This is a genomic window from Kitasatospora griseola, from assembly GCF_044999035.1.
Taxonomy (GTDB): domain Bacteria; phylum Actinomycetota; class Actinomycetes; order Streptomycetales; family Streptomycetaceae; genus Kitasatospora; species Kitasatospora griseola.
The window spans coordinates 4,296,526-4,314,656 of the sequence record NZ_CP173360.1 but is presented as its reverse complement, the minus strand read 5'-3'; the positions used below and the strand labels follow the sequence as shown (position 1 = coordinate 4,314,656).

Below are 18,131 nucleotides of genomic sequence, written 5' to 3'. Positions count from 1 at the left end.
TCATATGCTTCGTCCACCGCGGAGGTCAACGAACCTGGTCCCGGGATCGTCCCACCCGGCGGGCGCCCGCGTCGCACGGCCTCACCGCCGGCGCAGCTTCATTCCGACCAGGCCGAGGCCCAGTCCGATCATGCCCAGTCCGACGCCCAGCGGCAGCTGTCGCGCGGACTGGTCGCCCAGGTGCAGCGGCCCCGCCGGCGCCACCGGGCCGGCCAGTGGGGCCCCGCCCGCGACCACCGCGTCGTCCGCGCCGCCGCCCGTCGCGGGGTCGGCCGCGTCCTCGTCGCTCCCCCCGGTCCCCTCCGCCCCGCCGGTCGTCCCCGGTGTCCCCGCTGCCTCAGTTGCCCCCGGTCCGGGCGCCGGCTGCTGCGCGCCGGCCCCGTCCGTCGCGGCCGTCGGCGGCTCGGGCTGCGCCGGGGTCGGCGTCGGCGTCGGCGGCACCGCCGGCCGCTGGTGGTGGTGCGCCCACCCGGGCCGGGCCGGCGCCGGGGCCGGGGCGCTCGACGGGGTCGGTTCCGCGCTCGGGGGCGCCGGGGGCTCGGCGGGCGGCTCGGCCGGGCGTCCCGCGGACGGCGACGGCTCGGTCGGGGCGGGCGGCTCGACGGCTGCGGGAGGCCCGGCGGCCACGACAGGCGTGGCGGACACGGCGGCGACGCTCGGCGGAGCGGACGGCGTGGCTACGGGCATCGGCGTGCGGGACGACACGGCCGGTCCGGCGGGGGCGGGGGTCGGGCTCGGGGAGCCGGTCGTCCGGGTGGAGCTCGGGGCGGCGGGCACCGGGACGGGGACGGGCGCGGGGACGGCCTGGGCCGTCCCGGATATCGCGCCGTCGGCCGGCGCCGTCGGCTGCAGGGACCGCCCCGCCGCCACGGCCTGCGCGAGCTGCTCCGCGGCCGGTCCGACCTCGGCGTCGAACTCGGCCTGCGCCTGCTGTCGGGCGGCGTCCGGGCGCGCCTGGGTCTGCTGTCGGAAGTCGGCCGTCGGATCGGCGGCGAAGACGGGCGCGGCCAGCAGCAGCGGCAGCGCCAGGCCGGTCAGCGCGGCCCTGCGGAGCAGCGCACCGGGGCGGGCGGTGGGGGTGCGGCGCGGGGCCGGGGGCACGGGGCGGCGGCGAGCGAGCATGGAAAGCAGGTCCTCCCGACGGTCGCCCGCACCGAGGTGCGGGCGGAGGCGGAACAGCTTGGATCCAGCCTCACACACCGGGACATTCCGGGCATTTCCGCTGCCCCGCGGCCCTTGCTCACACCTCCAGGACGACCTTTCCGACCTGGGCGCCGGCCTCCACCACACGGTGCGCCTCGGCGGCGTCGGCGATCGGCAGGACCCGGTCCACCACGGGCCGGACCACACCCGCCTCGACCAGCGGCCAGACGTGCTCGCGCACCGCGGCCACGATCGCCGCCTTCTCGGCCAGCGGACGACCGCGCAGGTTGGTGGCGATCACCGCGGCCCGCTTGGCCAGCAGGGTGGCCAGGTTGAGCTCCGCCTTGACGCCGCCCTGCATGCCGATCACCACCAGGCGGCCGTTGACCGCGAGGGCGTCCACGTTCCGCTCCAGGTACTTGGCGCCCATGATGTCGAGGATGACGTCGGCCCCGCCGAGCTCGGCGAGCTCCGCGACGAAGTCCTGCCGGCGGTAGTCGATCAGCACGTCCGCGCCGAGTTCGGCGCACCGGGCGAGCTTCTCCGGGCTGCCGGCGGTGACCGCCACCCGGGCCCCGACCGCCTTGGCCAGCTGGATCGCCATGGTGCCGATGCCGCTGGCGCCGCCGTGCAGCAGCACCGTCTCGCCGGGGCGCAGGTGCGCGACCTGGAAGACGTTCGACCACACCGTGCAGGCCACCTCGGGCAGCGCCGCGGCCTGCGCTGGCGTCAACCCCTTGGGCACCGGCAGCAGTTGACCGACCGGGACAGCGACCTGCTGGGCGTAGCCGCCGCCGGCCAGCAGCGCGCACACCTCGTCGCCGACCGCCCAGCCGGCCACACCGGGGCCGAGCGCGGAGATCCGACCCGCGCACTCCAGGCCCGGGTAGGGCGAACTGCCCGGCGGCGGATCGTAGAAGCCCTGACGCTGCAGCAGATCGGCGCGGTTGACCGCGGTGGCGGCGACCTCGACCAGCACTTCGCCGGCCGCCGGAACGGGATCGGGCACCTCGGCCCAGACCAGCTGCTCGGGACCGCCGGGCTCGGGAATCGTGATGGCTCGCATGGCCGCCACGCTACGCCCCCGCCCTCGGGCCACACCGTCCCCCCGCCGTCAACCGGCAGTCCGTCAAGGGCCGGGGCCCCGGCTGGACAGGCTGACGACACTCCGCCCCCGGGGTCGGTGGGCGACGCCTCCACCCCCCATCCTTGTGCCTGTGTCGAACTCCAATCCGCCCGACGACCCGGGTGCCCGGCCGTCCCGTCTGACGCTCAGTCGTTTCCGGGACCAGGGCACCGAAGACACCGACCCCGCCCGCCGGATCTCGCTGCCCGCCCGCCGGACCCGCCCGCCGCTGCGGCAGGTCGGCCGCCGCCTGCTGCTGGCGCTGGGCGTGCTGGTGGCGACCACGCTGATCGTGTACCTGGACCGTGACGGCTACAACGACAACGCGAACGGCTCGGTCAGCTTCCTCGACTCCGCGTACTACGCGACCGTCACCCTCTCCACCACCGGCTACGGCGACATCACCCCGGTGAGCGACGGCGCGCGGCTGGTGAACATCTTCGTGATCACGCCGCTGCGCGTGGTCTTCCTGATCATCCTGGTCGGCACGACTCTCGAAGTGCTCACCGAACGCACCCGCCTGCAGTGGCGGATCGAACGCTGGAGGCACGTCGTGCGGGACCACACCGTCGTCATCGGCTACGGGACCAAGGGCCGCAGCGCCGTGGACACCCTGCTCGGACAGGGCGTTCCGAAGGACTCCATCGTGGTGGTCGACCCGCAGCCCCGGGCCATCGACCAGGCCACCCACGACGGCCTGGTCGGCGTGCTCGGCGACGCCACCCGCACCGCGACCCTGATGCGCGCCGAACTGCCGCGCGCCGCCCAGGTGGTGGTCGCCCCCGAGCGCGACGACACCGCCGCACTGATCACCCTGACGGCCCGCCAGCTCAACCGGGGCGCCACCGTGGTCGCCGCCGTCCGCGAGGACGAGAACGCCCCGCTGCTCCGGCAGAGCGGCGCCGACGTGGTGGTCACCTCCTCCAGTTCGGCCGGCCGCCTGCTCGGCATGTCGATGCTCAGCCCCAACGCGGGCGCCGTGATGGAGGACCTGCTCACCTACGGCAACGGCCTGGACGTCGCGGAACGCCCCGTCACCAAGGCCGAGGCCGGACAGAGCCCGCGCGAGCTGCCCGACCTGGTGGTGGCCGTGGTGCGCGGGCGCCGGGTGCTCAACTACACCGAACCGGAGGCGGCGGTGCTCCAGCTCACCGACCGGCTGATCGTCATCAAGCCGGGCACGCCCGTCGTCCCGCAGTGACCTGACGGTTCCACGTGGAACATCCGCCCGGGCAGTGCCCCGGTCGGCCCGGTCCGGCGGCCGGGTTCCACGTGGAACATCCGCCCGGCCGGTCAGGGCAGCGGCAGCACCTCGGCGCGCTCCCCCGCCGCCAGACCGCCGGGCGGCACCACGGCCAGCGCCTCCGCCCGGGCCAGGCCGCGCAGCATCGCCGGGCCGTCGTGCGGCAGCGGGGCGAGCCCGGCGGGAGTGCGCCGGACAGGGTGCAGCCGGGTGTCCACCGGATGCCCGGGCAATGCGGCGGCGAGCGCCTCGGTCGGCCCGGCCGCAGGGGCGATCCGCCCGGACAGCGCGTGCAGCAGCGGCAGCGCGAGCGTCACCAGCCCCGCGACGGCCGCCAGCGGATTGCCCGGCAGGCCCACCAGGTGCCGACCGCCCGGCAGCGCCGCCAGCAGCATCGGGTGCCCGGGCCGCACCGCCACCCCGTCCACCAGCGGATGCCCGCCGGTGGCCTCCAGAGCGGCGTGCAGGAAGTCCACCGGCCCGGCGGCGGTGCCGCCCGTGGTCAGCACCAGGTCGGCGGGCGAGTGCCGGATCGCGTCCCGCAGCAGCCCGAAGTCGTCCCGGACGTAGCGACTGCCGAGCAGTTCCGCCCCGGCCGCGGCCAGCCACGGCGGCAGCAGCGGGCCCAGCGCGTCCCGCACCCGGCCCGGCGCGGGAAGCCCCGACGTCAGCAACTCGTCGCCCAGCAGCAGCAGTTCTACGGTCGGACGGCGGTGCACGGCCAGCCGGTCGTGCCCGGCGGCAGCCGCCAGGCCGAGCACCGCCGGAGTCACCGGCAGCCCGGCGGGCAGCAGCTCCTCACCCCGGCCGCACTCCTGCCCACGCGGCCGGACGTCCTGGCCCGGGCCGACCACGCCGTGCAACTGGACCGCCCCGTCCGGCAGTTCGACCGGTCGGCCGCGCTCGCGACGGAGCACCCCGGTGGCACCGGACGGCAACTGGGCGCCGGTGGCGATCTCCACCGCCGCGCCGTCCGCCAGCGGGGCACAGCCCTGGCCCGCCAGCACCCGGCCGGACAGCCGCCACGGGCCCGGCCCGGCCACCGCCCAGCCGTCCATCGCCGAGGTGTCGAAGGCGGGCAGGTCGGTGAGCGCGGTCAGCGGCTCGGCAAGAGTCCGCCCGAGCGCGGCCGCCGACGGCACCGGCTCCACCGGCAGCGGGCGCGCCGCCGCCGCAGCAGTGCGCCGGGCCACCGGCCACGGGCAGCCGCGCAGCGTCGCCGCCGCGGCCGACGCCACCGCGCCGACCGGATCCACCGTCCCCCTGCCCGCCCCGCCGCTCACCGCTCCGCCGGGCCGTCCGCCTCGGCCGCCCACCGCTCGGCCAGCGCGGTCGCCTTCGCGGACGCCTCGGCCACCGCCGCCGCCCCGCCGCCGCTGCGCGCCGCCGCGTACCCGACCAGGAACGCCGTCAACGGCGCCGCCGGACGCTCCACGCCGTGCGCCACCACCCGCGTCATGTCCAGCAACCCCCGGACGTCCACCGTCAGGTCCAGCCCCAGTTCGGCGGCCGCCGCGGCCATCCACTCGTCCAATGTGCGCTCCATGACGCCCATGCTGCCCGATCCCGCGAGCCGCGGGCCGCAGGCCGCTTCCACCCGGAGCGCCACGCACTGGCCCCGGCGGCGGCTCAGTGCTCCCCCGCCGCCCGCAGGCGGGCGGCTGCCAGTTCGTCCGGGGTGTCGCAGTCGAAGGACGCGCCCGTCGGGTCGGCGACCCGGGCCAGGCGCAGCGGGGCGGTCAGGGCGCGCAGGGGCCGGCCGGCCGGGTCGCCGAGCGAGGTGAGGGTCTCGCGCAGTGCGGTGGTGCGGTAGGCGGCGGTCAGCGGCTGGTCGCGGCCTTCGGCGTCCACCAGCAGGGCGCCGTCCGCGTCGCCGACGGCGGCCAGCAGTCGGGTCACCGTGGTGGTGTCGAGGAACGGCAGGTCCGCGGCGAGCAGCAGCACCAGCGGCGACGACACCTCGGGGAGCGCGGCGGCCACCGCCGCCAGTGGCCCGCCGCCGGGCGGGTCCTCGCGCAGCCAGTGCACGCCGGTGCGGTCGGTGGGCCGCCGCGGGCCGACCACCAGGATCCGGTGGGCGCCCGCACAGGCGGTCAGCACCCGGTCCAGCAGCGGCCGCCCACCGACCGTCAGGGCCGGCTTGTCCGTGCCGCCGAGCCGTCGGCCCGCCCCACCGGCGGCCACCACCGCGTCGTACTGCGTCATCCGGGCAGTATTACCGCTCGTCGCCCGGCTCGTCGTCCTGCTCGTCGACGATCTCCGCGTCGATGATGTCGTTGTCCTCCTGCGGAACCTGCGCGCGGCCGACGTTGGCCGCCGCGCCGAGCTCCAGGATGGCCGGCAGGGTCAGGCCGCCGTAGCGCTCGTTCACCGCGGTGGCGAGGGCCTCGGCGTCCCGCGGGTGGTCGGCCAGCGCCTCGTCGAAGTCGCGCAGGTATTCGGCGGTGAAGCCCAGGACGCGGTGCGCGGCGTCGTCCATGCCGGGGGCACGGTGTCCGGCGATCACCCGGTCCACGCTCAGGTCGGCGATCCGGCCGAGGTTGTGCGACCACTGGCCGCGGGCGGCGGGGTCGGTGTCGGCCGTCCACACGTGGGTGCCGTTGTAGACGAAGTCGCCCGCGACCACGGTGTGGATGCTCGGCAGGTACACCACGGTGGAGCCCGCGCTGTCGGCCTGGCCGAGCGGCAGCACCCGGATCAGCTGGCCGTCGATCATCAGCGGCTGCGGGAGCAGCGGGGCGGGCAGCCGCGGCCGGTCGGGGATGTCGTCGCCGTACACCGGCTTCCACTGCGCCACCTTCGCCGCCGCGGTCTGCCGGATGCCCTCCACCACCGACGGCGCGGCCAGCAGCTGGGCGTCCGGGAACAGCCGGAGCACCTCGTCCGCGCCGAAGTAGTGGTCCGGGTGCTGGTGGGTGACCACGATCGCCAGCAGCTGGCGGCCCTTGCCGGCGATCCACTCGGCGAGTTCCCGGCCCGCGCTGCGGGTCAGCTGGGCGTCCACCAGGATCGCCGTGCGCTCGCCCATGATCAGGCTGGAGGTGGCGAAGAACGCGGTCTCCGGGCCGGTGAAGACGTCGACCACCAACGGGGGGAAGGGCGGCGCGGCGCCCGCCCCACGGCCCTCGGCGTTCTCGTCGGGCGGTGACGCGGTCACGGCTGCTCCCCTGGTCGGTGTTCGGTGGCGGGACCGATCGGCCCCGGTTACCGTCCCAGCCTCTCCGGAACACCCGTCCGATGCCGGTTGGCGCGCCCAGGAGAGTGATCACTGGCACCATCGGGCGGCCAGGTGCGTCAGCTATTGTCGGTGGTCCTCGCGCACTGGCCACCGCAGCGCACGCATGTCCGCACGTATCCGGGAGTACTTGATGGACCGGCTCGACAACACCGTCCGCGACTACGCCTGGGGGTCGGCCACCGCCATCCCCGAGCTGCTCGACCGGCCCGCCACCGGTGAGCCGCAGGCCGAGCTGTGGATGGGCGCCCACCCCGGCGCGCCCTCGGTGGTCGACCGCGGCAACGGCCCGGCGCCGCTCGACCGGGTGATCGCCGCCGACCCGGCGGCCGAGCTCGGCGCCGCCGCCGTCGCGCAGTTCGGACCCACCCTGCCGTTCCTGCTGAAGGTGCTGGCCGCCGCCACCCCGCTGTCCATCCAGGCCCACCCCACCCGCGCCGAGGCCCGGGCCGGCTACGCCGACGAGGAGCGGCGCGGCATCCCGGTCGACGCGCCGCACCGCAACTACAAGGACGACAACCACAAGCCCGAACTGATCTGCGCGCTCAGCGAGTTCGAGGGCCTGTGCGGCTTCCGGACGCCCGCCGACGCGGCCGACCTGATGGCCTCGCTGGAGGTGCCCGGGCTGGAGCCGCTGATCGACCTGCTGCGCACCAAGCCGGAGGCGGAGGCGCTGTCCGGCGCGCTCGCCGAGGCGCTCGCGCTGACGGACGAGCAGGGCCGGGCCACCGTGGACGCCGTGGCCCGCGCCGTCACCGCCGCCGCCCCGTCCGACCCGACGGGTGCGATGGCCGGCTACGCCTTCGCCGCCGCCGAGTACCCCGGCGACCGCGGCCTGGTCGCCGCCCTGCTGCTCAACTACGTCCGCCTGCAGCCCGGCGAGGCCCTCTACCTCGGCGCCGGCCTGCCGCACGCGTACCTGCGCGGCACCGGCGTGGAGATCATGGCCAACTCCGACAACGTGCTGCGCTGCGGGTTCACCCCGAAGCACGTGGACGTCCCCGAGCTGATGAAGGTGGTCGGCTTCGAGAGCGGCAGCCCGGAGATCATGCGCCCCGAGCCCGGCACGGACGGCGAGCGGCTCTACCCGGTGCCGATCGACGAGTTCCGCCTCTCCCGCTACGACCTCGCCGAGCACCCCGTCGCCCTGCCGGGCGACGCCCCGCAGATCCTGCTCTGCACCGGCGGTACCGTCGAACTCGCCTCCGAGGGGCAGGCATTGACGCTTCGCCGGGGCGAGTCGGCGTTCCTGCCGGCGAACGGCGCGAAGACCGCGCTGACCGGCCCCGGCGCGACGGTCTTCCGCAGCACCGTCACCCTCGCCTAGGCCGTCGGGAAGAGCGCCTGGTACGCCAGGCGCTCCTCCGCGCCGTCGCCGATCGCGGCGAGCAGTTCGTCCAGGACGAGGAACGCCTCCCACCGCTCGCCGCCACCGGCCCGGACCAGGGCGGTGACCAGCAGGTCCTCCAGGGCCGGGACGCGCTTGTTCTTCCAGGCCTTGTCGGCGAGGGACACCAGCAGGTCCTCGACGCCGGTGTCCGGGCCCCAGGTCGCGTGGCCGGCCGCGAAGCGCGCCAGGCGCGGGGCGACGCCCGCCGTCAGCAGCAGTTCCCGGCCGGCCGGCTCGTGCGCCGATCCGGGGGCGGACAGTTCCGCACGGTGCACCACCTTCCCGATGTCGTGAGTGGCCGCGCCGAACAGCACCGCCGCCCGGTCGAACTCCAGCGCCGGGCAGTGCTCCGCCGCCCAGTCCACCAGTCGCACCGCCACGTCGTGCACCAGCCGCAGGTGCGCCACCAGCCGCGGCGGCGCCGCCAACTCGGCCAGCAGCAGCGTCACTTCGTCCGGCAGCAGGCACAGTGGCAGGTCGTCGTGGCCCATCACGGCGGGTGAGGCTACCAGCCGCAAATTCGCTTGACCCAGTGGCGGGCCGCCGCTTGCACTGGGGCGGGCACCTGGCCGGACGACTGCGGGGAGGCAGCACAGCCATGGAGATTCGTTCCACCACCGAGAAGGACCTCGACGTCTTCGTCGACACCGTGTTCGCGGCGTTCGGGAAGCACCCGACCTCGCCGGAGGAGGACGGCGGCGGGGTCTGGTGGTCGGCGCTCGAACCCGAGCGCGGGCTGCTCGCCGTCACCGAGCAGGGGCGGCCGGTCGGCACCGCGTGCGCGTACTCGTTCGAGCTGACGCTGCCCGGCGGGTCGACCGTGCCGGTGGCCGGCATCAGCTGCGTCGGCGTGCTGCCCACCCACCGGCGGCAGGGCATCCTCACCGAGATGAAGCGCCGTCAACTCGCCGACCTGCGCGAACGCGGCGAGATCATGTCGGTGCTACTGGCCTCCGAGGCGGTGATCTACCGGCGGTTCGGCTACGGCCCGGCGACCTACACCAGGCGGCTGACGGTGCCCCGGCACCGGGCCGCGCTCACGCCGCCGCGGGCGGGCCAGGAGCCCACCGGCACCGTCGAACTGCTCCCGCTCAGCGACTGCCGCGAGCTGGTGGAGCAGGTCTACGACCGCTACCGCCGCACCCAGCCGGGCGCGGTCTCCCGCCCGCCCCGCTGGTGGTCCCGGCGGGCCGGGCACCCGCCGACCGCCCCCGCCCAGCGCTGGATCGCCCTCCACCGGGACGCCGACGGCACCCCGGACGGGTACGCCTGCTACTCCCTGGACGACTCGCAGGCCATGCTGGTCGACGAGACCGTCGCGCTCGACGACGCCGCGTTCACCGCGCTGGCCCGCTGCCTGCTCGGCCACGACCTGGTCACCGAGGTCGCCTTCCGGCACTTCCCGCCCGGCAACCCGCTGCGCTGGCAGCTGACCGACTTCGCCGCCGGCGCGGTCACCAACGACACCGACTGGCTCTGGGTGCGGCTGCTCGACGTCCCGCGCGCCCTCACCGCCCGCGGCTGGTCCGCGGACGGCGAGCTCGTCCTGGACGTCGACGACCCGTTCCTCGGCGAGCGGACCCGCCACCTGCTGGCCGTCCGCGACGGCCGGGCCGACTGCACCCCGACCGACCGCGAGCCCGACCTGTCGCTGGACATCAGCGACCTCGGCTCGATCTACCTGGGCGGCACCACCCCGAGCACCCTGGTCCGGGCCGGCCACATCCGCGCCCACCACCCGGCCGCGGCCGTGCTGGCCGACGCCATGTTCCGCGCCGAACGCGAACCGCACTGCCTGCACTGGTTCTGACGGCGCGACGCCTCACCGTCCGTCAGGTCACGTCGCGGGTCATGTCCACGAAGCGCGAGTAGTGGCCCTGGAAGGCGACGGTGATGGTGGCGGTCGGGCCGTTACGGTGCTTGGCCACGATCAGGTCCGCCTCGCCGGCCCGCGGGGACTCCTTCTCGTAGGCGTCCTCGCGGTGCAGCAGGATGACCATGTCGGCGTCCTGCTCGATCGAGCCGGATTCACGCAGGTCGGAGACCATCGGCTTCTTGTCGGTGCGCTGCTCGGGGCCACGGTTCAGCTGGGAGAGCGCGATCACCGGGATCTCCAGCTCCTTCGCCAGCAGCTTGAGGTTTCGGGACATGTCCGAGACCTCCTGCTGGCGGCTCTCCGCCCGCCGCGAGCCACCGGCCTGCATCAGCTGCAGGTAGTCGATGACCACCAGGCGCAGGTCGTTGCGCTGCTTCAGCCGGCGGCACTTGGCGCGGATCTCCATCATCGACAGGTTCGGCGAGTCGTCGATGTACAGCGGCGCCGCGCTGACCTCGGGCATCCGCCGGGCCACCCGCGTCCAGTCGTCGTCGGTCATGTTGCCGGAGCGCATGTGGTGCAGCGCCACCCGGGCCTCGGCCGACAGCAGGCGCATGGCGATCTCGTTGCGGCCCATTTCGAGCGAGAAGATCACGCTCGGCAGGTTGTTGTGGATCGAGCAGGCCCGGGCGAAGTCCAGCGCCAGGGTTGACTTACCCATGGCGGGGCGGGCCGCGATGACGATCATCTGGCCGGGGTGCAGTCCGTTGGTGAGCTGGTCGAAGTCGGCGAAGCCGGTGGGGACGCCGGACATCTGGCCGGACCGGGAGCCGATCGCCTCGATCTCGTCGAGCGCGCCCTCCATGATGTCGGCGAGCGGGGCGTAGTCCTCGTTGGTGCGCTGCTCGGTGACGGCGTAGATCTCGGCCTGGGCGGCGTTGACGATGTCGTCCACGTCGCCCTCGGCGGCGTAGCCCATGCCGGCGATCCGGGTGCCGGCCTCGACCAGGCGGCGCAGCACGGCGCGCTCGTGGACGATCTCCGCGTAGTACTCGGCGTTGGCCGCGGTCGGGACGGAGTTGACCAGGGTGTGCAGGTAGGAGGCGCCGCCGACGCGGACCAGCTCGCCGCGCTTGGTGAGCTCGCCGGCCACGGTGATCGGGTCGGCGGGCTCGCCGCGGGCGTAGAGGTCGAGGATCGCGCCGTGGATCAGCTCGTGGGCGGGCCGGTAGTAGTCGGCGGGCTTGAGCACCTCGACCACGTCGGCGATGGCGTCCTTGGACAGCAGCATGCCGCCGAGCACGGACTGCTCCGCCGCCAGGTCCTGCGGGGGGACGCGTTCGAATCCCTCGCTGCCGCCGAAGCCGGTCTCGCCGTCGCGGTCGCGCCGCTCGCCCTTGCCGGGGAAGCGGTCGCCCTTGCCGCCGCCGTCACGGCGCTGGAAGCCCCCGCCGCCGCCCTGCCCACCGGAGCCGTTGGCGGCGTTGTTCGAACGACGGGTGGCGGGCAGGCGGTCGCCGGGACCGTCGGGGAAGGCGTCGAGCGGGAAGGCGTCGTCGGACGGCTGCCAGTCGTCCTCCGGGGGCGGAGGGGCTTCGTGGTCGTCGTACTGGGGGCCGGTCACGCGTGTTCCCCGATCAGCGGTTGGTGCGAGTTGGTGCGGGCCTGTCCGGTGCGGGCGCTCTGTCTTTCATACGCCACCGAGCCGACAGTTCCGGCTGTGTGCGGGGCGGTGTCGCGCGGCCACCGGGGTCTGGTCCGGAGCCACGGTACGGGGGTCCGGGCGGTTCCTCCAAGACGGTTATCCACAGGCCATGTGGATAACTGCTCGGAGGCTGTGGAGAACCCCCGGAAAGCTGTGCACAACCCTGTGGACACCGCTGTGGATAACCACACGATCGCCCCGGTGTCAACTCGCTGACCTGCGGCGACCTTTTCCCCACCCTGTGCATGAGAAATTCTTCACACAGCTGGGGACGGGACCGCCCAACTGTTCGATCGACCGTTCGATCCACCGTCCGTCCACAGGTCCGGTAAGAGCCAAAAGCCACTAGCGATCATTACCTGTGGATGAGTAGGGTGGACGTCATGCCAGCGACGCCCACCCGTCCCGCCCCCACGGCCGAACGCCGCCGCCACGACCGCGAGATCCTCGCGCTCGCGGTCCCGGCGTTCGGCGCGCTGGTCGCCGAACCGCTCTTCCTGATGGCCGACTCCGCGATCGTCGGCCACCTCGGCACCGCCCAGCTGGCCGGCCTCGGCATCGCCTCCGCCGCGCTCACCACCGCCGCCGGGATCTTCGTCTTCCTCGCCTACGCCACCACCGCCGCGGTCGCCCGCCGGATCGGCGCCGGCGACCGCCGGGCGGCCGTCCAGCAGGGCATCGACGGGATCTGGCTGGCCCTGATCCTCTCCGCGGGCATGGTCGTGCTCACGCTGGCCCTCGCCCCGCAGGCCGCCCACCTGCTCGGGGCCTCCCCCACCGCCGCCCCGTACGCCGTCACCTACCTGCGGATCAGCGCCCTCGGCGTGCCCGCGATGCTGCTGGTGCTGGCCGCCACCGGCGTGCTGCGCGGGTTCCAGGACACCCGCACCCCGCTGCTGGTGGCGATCGGCGGGTTCGGCGCCAACCTGCTGCTCAACCTCGGCCTGGTGTACGGCGCCGGCCTCGGGGTGGCCGGCTCCGCCTGGGGCACCGTGATCGCGCAGAACGCGATGGCCGCCGTGTACGTCGCCGTGGTGGTCCGCGGCGCCCGCCGGGAGGGCGCCGGGCTGCGGCCCGACCTGGCCGGCATCAAGGCCTCCGCCCGGGCCGGCGGCCCGCTGGTGGTGCGCACCCTGAGCCTGCGCGCCTCGCTGCTGCTGGCCACCGCGGTGGCCGCGCACCTGGGCGACGCCGAGATCGCGGCCCACCAGATCACCATGACCATCTGGTCGTTCATGGCCTTCGCGCTGGACGCCGTGGCGATCGCCGGGCAGGCCATCATCGGCCGCTACCTGGGCGCCGGCGACCTGCCGGGCACCCGCGCGGCGACCCGGCGGATGGTCGAGTGGGGCGTCGGCGCGGGCGTGCTGCTGGGCCTGCTGATGGTGCTGGCCCGGCCGCTGTACGTCCCGCTGTTCACCGACGACCCGTCGGTGCGGGGGCTGCTGTCCACCGTGCTGCTGCTGGCGGCGCTGACCCAGCCGATCGGCGGCCTGGTGTTCGTGCTGGACGGCGTGCTGATGGGCGCCGGCGACGGCCGCTTCCTGGCCTGGGGGATGCTGGCCGCGCTGCTGCTGTTCACCCCGGCCGTCCTCGCGGTGCCCGTGCTCGGCCTCGGCCTGGCCGGGCTGTGGTGGGCGATGAACCTGTTCATGCTGGCCCGGGCCGCGGTCCTGGCCGGCCGGATACGCACCGGCCGCTGGATGGTGACCGGCGCCGTCCGGGCGTAGCCCTTCGACGGCACGGCGAAGGGGCCGGACTCCGAGTGGAGTCCGGCCCCTTCGTCAGCTCTGCGGCAGAGATCAGGCAGCGACGACGGCGACGTCGAGGTTGGCCTGAACGTCCGAGTGCAGCTTGACCGAGACCTTGTGGGTGCCCACGGTCTTGATCGGCGAGGCGATCGCGACGGCGCGCTTGTCCACGGCCGGGCCGTTGGCGGCCTTGATGGCCTCCACGACGTCGGCCTGGGTCACCGAGCCGAACAGGCGGCCGGCGTCGCCGGAGCGAACGGCCAGCTTGACCTGCAGGCCCTCGAGCTTGGCCTTGACCTCGTTGGCGGCCTCGAGGGTCTGGATGGCGTGGATCTTCCGGGCGCGACGGATGGCGTCGACGTCCTTCTGCCCGCCCTTGGTCCAGCGGATGGCGAAGCCACGCGGGACCAGGAAGTTGCGGGCGTAGCCGTCCTTGACCTCGACGACCTCGCCGGCGCTGCCGAGGCCGGGGACCTCGTGAGTGAGGATGATCTTCATTGTTCGGTCACCCTCTCTTAGCGCGTGGTGGAGGTGTAGGGCAGCAGGGCCATCTCACGGCTGTTCTTCACGGCCGTGGCGACGTCACGCTGGTGCTGGGTGCAGTTGCCGGTGACCCGGCGGGCACGGATCTTGCCGCGGTCGGAAATGAACTTCCGCAGCAGGTTCGTGTCCTTGTAGTCCACGTAAGTGGCCTTGTCCTTGCAGAAGACGCAAACCTTCTTCTTGGGCTTGCGAGCAGGCGGCTTCGCCATTGTGTGCTCCGTTAAGTACGAGATCTGTCAGCGTGTCCGGGCCCGTGCGGGCCCGGCCGAGCGCCGCTTAGAACGGGGGCTCTTCCGAGTAGCCGCCACCGGACGGGGCGCCCCAGCCGCCGCCCTGCTGGCCGCCGGACGGGGCGCTGGACGCCCACGGGTCGTCGGACGGGCCGGACTGACCGCCGCCGGAGTTGCCACCCCAGCTGCCGCCACCCTGGTTGCCGCCGCCGTACCCGCCGCCGCCCTGCTGGCCGCCGAAGCCGCCACCGCCACCGCCGCCGGGACCGCCGGAGCGGTTGGCGCGGGTGACCTTGGCGGTCGCCGAGCGCAGGCTCGGGCCGACCTCATCGACCTCGACCTCGAAGACCGTCCGCTTCTCGCCTTCCTTGGTCTCGTAAGACCGCTGGCGCAGTCGGCCCTGCACGATCACGCGCATGCCGCGCTGCAGCGACTCGGCCACGTTCTCCGCCGGCTGACGCCAGACGTTGCACGTGAGGAAGAGGCTTTCGCCGTCCTTCCACTCGTTGGTCTGACGGTCGAAGGTGCGCGGGGTCGACGCGATGCGGAACTTGGCCACCGCGGCGCCCGACGGAGTGAAACGCAGCTCGGGGTCGTCGACGAGGTTGCCGACGAGGGTGATGACGGTCTCGCCTGCCATGTGGTGATGACCTCTCGGAAAGAAGTTCTGCGGTGCTCGTCAGCGGTGTTCCACGTGGAACACCGGACGCGAGCCCTCCGGCGCGTACGCCGGAAGTGGGCTCAGTGGGTGTCCGGGCGCAGGACCTTGGTCCGCAGAACCGACTCGCTCAGGCTGAGCTGGCGGTCGAGCTCCTTGACGACCTCGGGCGTGGCCGTGAGGTCGATGACCGAGTAGATGCCCTCGGACTGCTTGTTGATCTCGTACGCCAGGCGACGACGGCCCCAGGTGTCGATCTTCTCAACCTTGCCGCCGCCGGTGCGGACGACGTTGAGGAAGCTCTCGATCAGGGGGGAGACAGCGCGCTCCTCGACCGACGGGTCGAGGATGACCATCACCTCGTAGTGACGCATGTGTAACCCACCTCCTTTGGACTCAACGGCCACGGTCTCTCCGTGGCAGGAGGGTTGTGCGCGTCGGCACCGATGGTCCGGGCATGCGGGCACGCCCTACACCAGTGCAGAGGGGCCAGCCTACCGGGTGAGCCGACCGGCGGACAAAACGCCAGGATCCCGGGGTTGTCATTTCGGTCATACCAGTATCAATCTGGACAGAACGAACGTTCCCTCCACCACAGGAGGTGGGTCCTATGGCGCAGAACGTCCACCGGCCGCAGTTCACCCTGAACACCGACGGCAACCCGCACCCGCGGGAGAACGCCCTGGTCGGGGTCACCCTGCTGCTCGGCGCGGTCGCCTTCGTCACCTCGTTCTTCTACAACCTCCACCTGCTCAGCTCGTGGACCGGACTGGCCGGGGTCGTCACCGGGATGATCGGCCTGTTCGTCTCGGTCACCACGGCCGAGCGCTTCCTGGTGGTGATCGGGACGGGCGCCGCCGCGTTCGGCCTGTTCCTCGGAGTGGCGCACGGCGGACTCTTCGGGGGCGTGTGGTGACCCCCGCGCGCGGTGGAACCGGGTGAACCCGACCACCGGCGCGCAACCTCCACTGCCCTCCCGGCGTACTACCTGTGCTCAGCAGGTACGAAACGGGGGGGCACAGCCATGTCGGACCGTTTCCCGGTCGAATCGGACCATTCGGGCGATAGGGTCACCCTGGGTAAGTCTGACGAGGAGGAGCACGGAGCATGAGCCTGCGTCTGCGGACGATCACGCGTGAGGAACACCTGGCATTCGTGCAGAGCCGGCCCTCAGCCAGCCACATGCAGGTGCCCTCCTGGGCGGACGTCAAGGCGGAGTGGCGCGCCGAGAGCCTCGGCTGGTTCGACACCGCGGGCGAGCTGGTCGGCGCCGGGCTGGTGCTCTACCGCCAGCTGCCCAAGGTGAAGCGGTACCTGGCGTACCTGCCCGAGGGCCCGGTCATCGACTGGTTCGACCCGGACCTGGACCGCTGGCTGAAGCCGATGCTGGCGCACCTGAAGTCGCAGGGCGCGTTCTCGGTGAAGATGGGCCCGCCGGTGGTGGTCCGCCGTTGGGAGGCCGCCACCATCAAGGAGGCGATCGCCTCCAAGGAGGCCAAGCGGCTGCGCGACGTCGAGCCGGACTGGTCCGAGCCGCGCGCCCTGGAGGCCGCCGAACGCCTGCGCCGCTCCGGCTGGCTGCAGGGCGAGGACGGCGGCGCCGGCTTCGGCGACGTGCAGCCCCGCTACGTGTTCCAGGTCCCGCTCGGCGGCCGTTCGCTGGACGACGTCCAGCGCGGCTTCAACCAGCTGTGGCGGCGCAACATCAAGAAGGCCGAGAAGACCGGCGTCGAGGTGGTCCAGGGCGACTACGAGGACCTCGCGGTCTTCCACAAGCTGTACGTGACCACCGCCGAACGCGACCACTTCACCCCCCGCCCGCTGTCCTACTTCCAGCGGATGTGGAAGGCGCTCACCGCCGAGGACCCCAACCGGATGCGGCTCTACCTCGCCTACCACGACGGCGAACCGCTGGCCGCCACCACCATGCTCACCGTCGGTGAGCACGTCTGGTACTCCTACGGCGCCTCCGCCAACCACAAGCGCGAGGTGAAGCCGTCCAACGCCGTCCAGTGGCGGATGATCCGCGACTCGTACGCGCTCGGCGCGAGCGTCTACGACCTGCGCGGCATCAGCGACACGCTGGACGAGGACGACCACCTGTTCGGACTGATCCAGTTCAAGGTCGGCACCGGCGGACAGGCCGCGGAGTACCTCGGCGAGTGGGACTACCCGCTCAACAAGCTCCTGCACAAGGCGCTCGACCTCTACATGTCGCGCCGCTGAGCTCAGGTCGGACCTTTACAGGGAGAACGTGATGACCCTGACGATGTACGTGGACGGCGACCGCTGGCGGGCGCACCAGCGCGGGCTGCTGGCCGAGTTCCCCGGGCTGGTCCCGGTCGCCAAGGGCAACGGCTACGGCTTCGGCAACCGGCGGCTCGCCGAGGAGGCGGCCCGGCTGGGCAGCCCCGTGCTGGCCGTCGGCACCGCGGACGAGGCGGCGGCGATGGCCGACGCCTTCCCCGGCGACCTGCTGGTGCTCACCCCGTACCGGGCCGGTGAACCCGAGGCGGAGCTGCCCGCCGACCGGGTGATCCGCACCGTCGCGCACACCGAGGCGCTGGCCGCGCTGCCCGCCGGCGCCCGCGTGGTGATCGAGTGCATGACCGGCATGCGGCGGCACGGCGTCCGGGTCGGCGAACTCCCCGAACTGCCGGTCGGCCACCTGGCGTTGGAGGGCTTCGCGCTGCACCTGCCGCTGGACCGGCCGGACGGCTCCGACCCGGTGGACGAGGTCGCCGAATGGGTCCGGGCGATCGGCGCGGCCGGGCTCCCCACCGACGTCGTCTACCTCAGCCACCTGGCCGCCAAGGACGTGCGACGGCTGGCCGAACGCCACCCCGACACCGAGTTCCGCTCCCGGATCGGCACCCGGCTGTGGCTCGGCGACGTGGGCGCGATGTCCTCCCGGGCCACCGTCCTGGACGTCACCCCGATCGGGCGTGGCGAGCGGTACGGCTACCGGCAGCACAAGGCGCCGTCCGGCGGCCACCTGCTGGTGGTCAGCGGCGGCACCGCGCACGGCGTCGGCCTGGAGGCTCCCAAGTACGTGCACGGGATGCTGCAGCGCCTCAAGGGCCTGGCCCGGGCCTGCCTGGCCACCCTGAACCGGACGCTCTCCCCGTACAGCTGGCAGGGCAAGCAGCTGTGGTTCGCCGAACCGCCGCACATGCAGGTGTCGATCCTGTTCCTGCCCGGCGAGCACAAGGCGCCCGCGGTCGGCGACGAACTGGCGCTGACCGTCCGCCACACCACCACCCACTTCGACCGGGTGGTCGAACGCTGAGG

At 73.6% G+C, this 18,131-nt stretch carries 17 protein-coding genes and 1 pseudogene; 7 read left to right on the top strand and 11 right to left on the bottom strand.

What is annotated here, in order from left to right; translation table 11 throughout:
* Positions 1–81: 81 nt before the first annotated feature.
* A complete protein-coding gene (locus ACI1MP_RS19445; protein WP_404869117.1) occupies positions 82–1,122 on the bottom strand; it encodes a hypothetical protein in 1,041 nt (346 codons plus the stop codon).
* A gap of 118 nt (positions 1,123–1,240) precedes the next feature.
* A complete protein-coding gene (locus ACI1MP_RS19440) occupies positions 1,241–2,209 on the bottom strand; it encodes an NAD(P)H-quinone oxidoreductase (RefSeq protein WP_100590257.1) in 969 nt (322 codons plus the stop codon).
* Between the two features lie 151 nt (positions 2,210–2,360).
* On the opposite strand from ACI1MP_RS19440, the gene ACI1MP_RS19435 reads away from it, so the two are divergent.
* The gene (locus ACI1MP_RS19435) at positions 2,361–3,470 is read left to right on the top strand and encodes a potassium channel family protein (RefSeq protein ID WP_380333699.1); all 1,110 of its coding nucleotides are present in this window, start codon (positions 2,361–2,363) and stop codon (positions 3,468–3,470) included.
* 92 nt (positions 3,471–3,562) lie between these two features.
* On the opposite strand, the gene ACI1MP_RS19430 is transcribed toward ACI1MP_RS19435, so the two are convergent.
* The 3 genes and pseudogenes from ACI1MP_RS19430 to ACI1MP_RS19420 form a co-directional block, all read right to left on the bottom strand.
* Positions 3,563–4,750 (bottom strand): molybdopterin molybdotransferase MoeA, encoded by a 1,188-nt coding sequence (locus tag ACI1MP_RS19430; RefSeq protein ID WP_404870809.1) that lies wholly within the window; start codon positions 4,748–4,750, stop codon positions 3,563–3,565.
* A gap of 41 nt (positions 4,751–4,791) precedes the next feature.
* Positions 4,792–5,717, bottom strand: a pseudogene (locus tag ACI1MP_RS19425) (NTP transferase domain-containing protein).
* Between the two features lie 10 nt (positions 5,718–5,727).
* A complete protein-coding gene (locus tag ACI1MP_RS19420; protein ID WP_387995566.1) occupies positions 5,728–6,669 on the bottom strand; it encodes an MBL fold metallo-hydrolase in 942 nt (313 codons plus the stop codon).
* Positions 6,670–6,880: 211 nt separating this feature from the next.
* Between ACI1MP_RS19420 and manA the strand changes: the two genes are divergently transcribed.
* Positions 6,881–8,074, top strand: a complete 1,194-nt coding sequence (gene manA / locus ACI1MP_RS19415) for a mannose-6-phosphate isomerase, class I (RefSeq protein ID WP_380333900.1) — start codon at positions 6,881–6,883, stop codon at positions 8,072–8,074.
* On the opposite strand, the gene ACI1MP_RS19410 is transcribed toward manA, so the two are convergent.
* Positions 8,071–8,628: an HD domain-containing protein gene (locus tag ACI1MP_RS19410; RefSeq protein WP_380333901.1), complete on the bottom strand. Its 558-nt coding sequence runs from the start codon at positions 8,626–8,628 to the stop codon at positions 8,071–8,073. The two genes, manA and ACI1MP_RS19410, sit on opposite strands and share 4 nt — an antisense overlap.
* A 107-nt stretch (positions 8,629–8,735) precedes the next feature.
* Between ACI1MP_RS19410 and ACI1MP_RS19405 the strand changes: the two genes are divergently transcribed.
* Positions 8,736–9,947, top strand: a complete 1,212-nt coding sequence (locus tag ACI1MP_RS19405; RefSeq protein ID WP_380333701.1) for a GNAT family N-acetyltransferase — start codon at positions 8,736–8,738, stop codon at positions 9,945–9,947.
* A gap of 22 nt (positions 9,948–9,969) precedes the next feature.
* Here the strand turns inward: ACI1MP_RS19405 and dnaB are convergent, their stop codons facing one another.
* Complete coding sequence (dnaB, locus tag ACI1MP_RS19400; RefSeq protein ID WP_043916617.1) at positions 9,970–11,463, bottom strand: replicative DNA helicase; 1,494 nt, start codon at positions 11,461–11,463, stop codon at positions 9,970–9,972.
* Positions 11,464–12,041: 578 nt separating this feature from the next.
* On the opposite strand from dnaB, the gene ACI1MP_RS19395 reads away from it, so the two are divergent.
* The gene (locus ACI1MP_RS19395) at positions 12,042–13,388 is read left to right on the top strand and encodes an MATE family efflux transporter (protein WP_100589650.1); all 1,347 of its coding nucleotides are present in this window, start codon (positions 12,042–12,044) and stop codon (positions 13,386–13,388) included.
* Positions 13,389–13,460: 72 nt separating this feature from the next.
* On the opposite strand, the gene rplI is transcribed toward ACI1MP_RS19395, so the two are convergent.
* From rplI to rpsF, 4 genes are all read right to left on the bottom strand, one after another.
* A complete protein-coding gene (gene rplI / locus ACI1MP_RS19390) occupies positions 13,461–13,907 on the bottom strand; it encodes a 50S ribosomal protein L9 (RefSeq protein ID WP_035864395.1) in 447 nt (148 codons plus the stop codon).
* A gap of 17 nt (positions 13,908–13,924) precedes the next feature.
* Positions 13,925–14,161, bottom strand: a complete 237-nt coding sequence (rpsR, locus tag ACI1MP_RS19385; protein ID WP_030457605.1) for a 30S ribosomal protein S18 — start codon at positions 14,159–14,161, stop codon at positions 13,925–13,927.
* 67 nt (positions 14,162–14,228) lie between these two features.
* Positions 14,229–14,822: a single-stranded DNA-binding protein gene (locus ACI1MP_RS19380; protein WP_043915335.1), complete on the bottom strand. Its 594-nt coding sequence runs from the start codon at positions 14,820–14,822 to the stop codon at positions 14,229–14,231.
* 101 nt (positions 14,823–14,923) lie between these two features.
* Positions 14,924–15,214 (bottom strand): 30S ribosomal protein S6, encoded by a 291-nt coding sequence (gene rpsF / locus ACI1MP_RS19375; RefSeq protein WP_100589632.1) that lies wholly within the window; start codon positions 15,212–15,214, stop codon positions 14,924–14,926.
* A gap of 236 nt (positions 15,215–15,450) precedes the next feature.
* Between rpsF and ACI1MP_RS19370 the strand changes: the two genes are divergently transcribed.
* The 3 genes from ACI1MP_RS19370 to ACI1MP_RS19360 all read left to right on the top strand — a co-directional run bounded on the left by ACI1MP_RS19370 (position 15,451) and on the right by ACI1MP_RS19360 (position 18,129).
* On the top strand, positions 15,451–15,756 hold the full coding sequence (locus ACI1MP_RS19370; RefSeq protein WP_100589631.1) for a hypothetical protein: 306 nt from the start codon (positions 15,451–15,453) through the stop codon (positions 15,754–15,756).
* A gap of 191 nt (positions 15,757–15,947) precedes the next feature.
* The gene (locus ACI1MP_RS19365; RefSeq protein ID WP_380333702.1) at positions 15,948–17,066 is read left to right on the top strand and encodes a lipid II:glycine glycyltransferase FemX; all 1,119 of its coding nucleotides are present in this window, start codon (positions 15,948–15,950) and stop codon (positions 17,064–17,066) included.
* A gap of 31 nt (positions 17,067–17,097) precedes the next feature.
* Positions 17,098–18,129, top strand: coding sequence for an alanine racemase (locus ACI1MP_RS19360; protein WP_380333703.1), 1,032 nt, complete (start codon positions 17,098–17,100; stop codon positions 18,127–18,129).
* Positions 18,130–18,131: the final 2 nt, after the last annotated feature.